Annotated in this window: 1 protein-coding gene; it reads right to left on the minus strand. The window is 65.5% G+C overall.

Translation table 11 applies throughout. The annotated features are described in order from the left end of the window. The coding region (locus ACU8YE_RS24865) for a PQQ-dependent sugar dehydrogenase (protein ID WP_446930206.1) at positions 1 to 469 on the minus strand (469 nt) is incomplete at both ends.

Here is a 469-nt window from a genome sequence, read left to right on the forward strand (position 1 = left end):
GCCCGTGATAAAGGGCGTGATGGCGGTCGGCTTGTTGCCCTCGTCGAAGTTCACGCGGGCGATCTCGTAGCCGCTCGGCTCGCTGCGGTTCCACGATCCCCGGTAGGCGATAAAGGCGTCGTTGCGGTACTCGGCGGGAAACTGGGTGCCGCTGTAGAACTCCATGGCGATGGCCGCCGCGTGCGCGGTGTAGTTCAGCACGCTGCCCTGGGTGCGGGCGCAGTATTCCTGCTTGCTGATGCGCTCCGGCATGTTCCCCACATTCACGTAGGGATCGGGGTTCTTGTCGCCGTAGCAGAAGGGCCAGCCGTAGTTCTTGCCGCGCTCGATGACGTTCAGTTCCTCGGGGGGGATGTTGTCGCCGTGCCAGTCGCTGCCCTGGTCAGCCCCGTAGAACACGCCGCTGACCGGGTGCCACCCGAAGCCGATGGTGTGACGCAACCCGCGCGCATACACCTCGCGCCACTGC

It is taken from the genome of Ralstonia sp. VS2407, assembly GCF_052950655.1.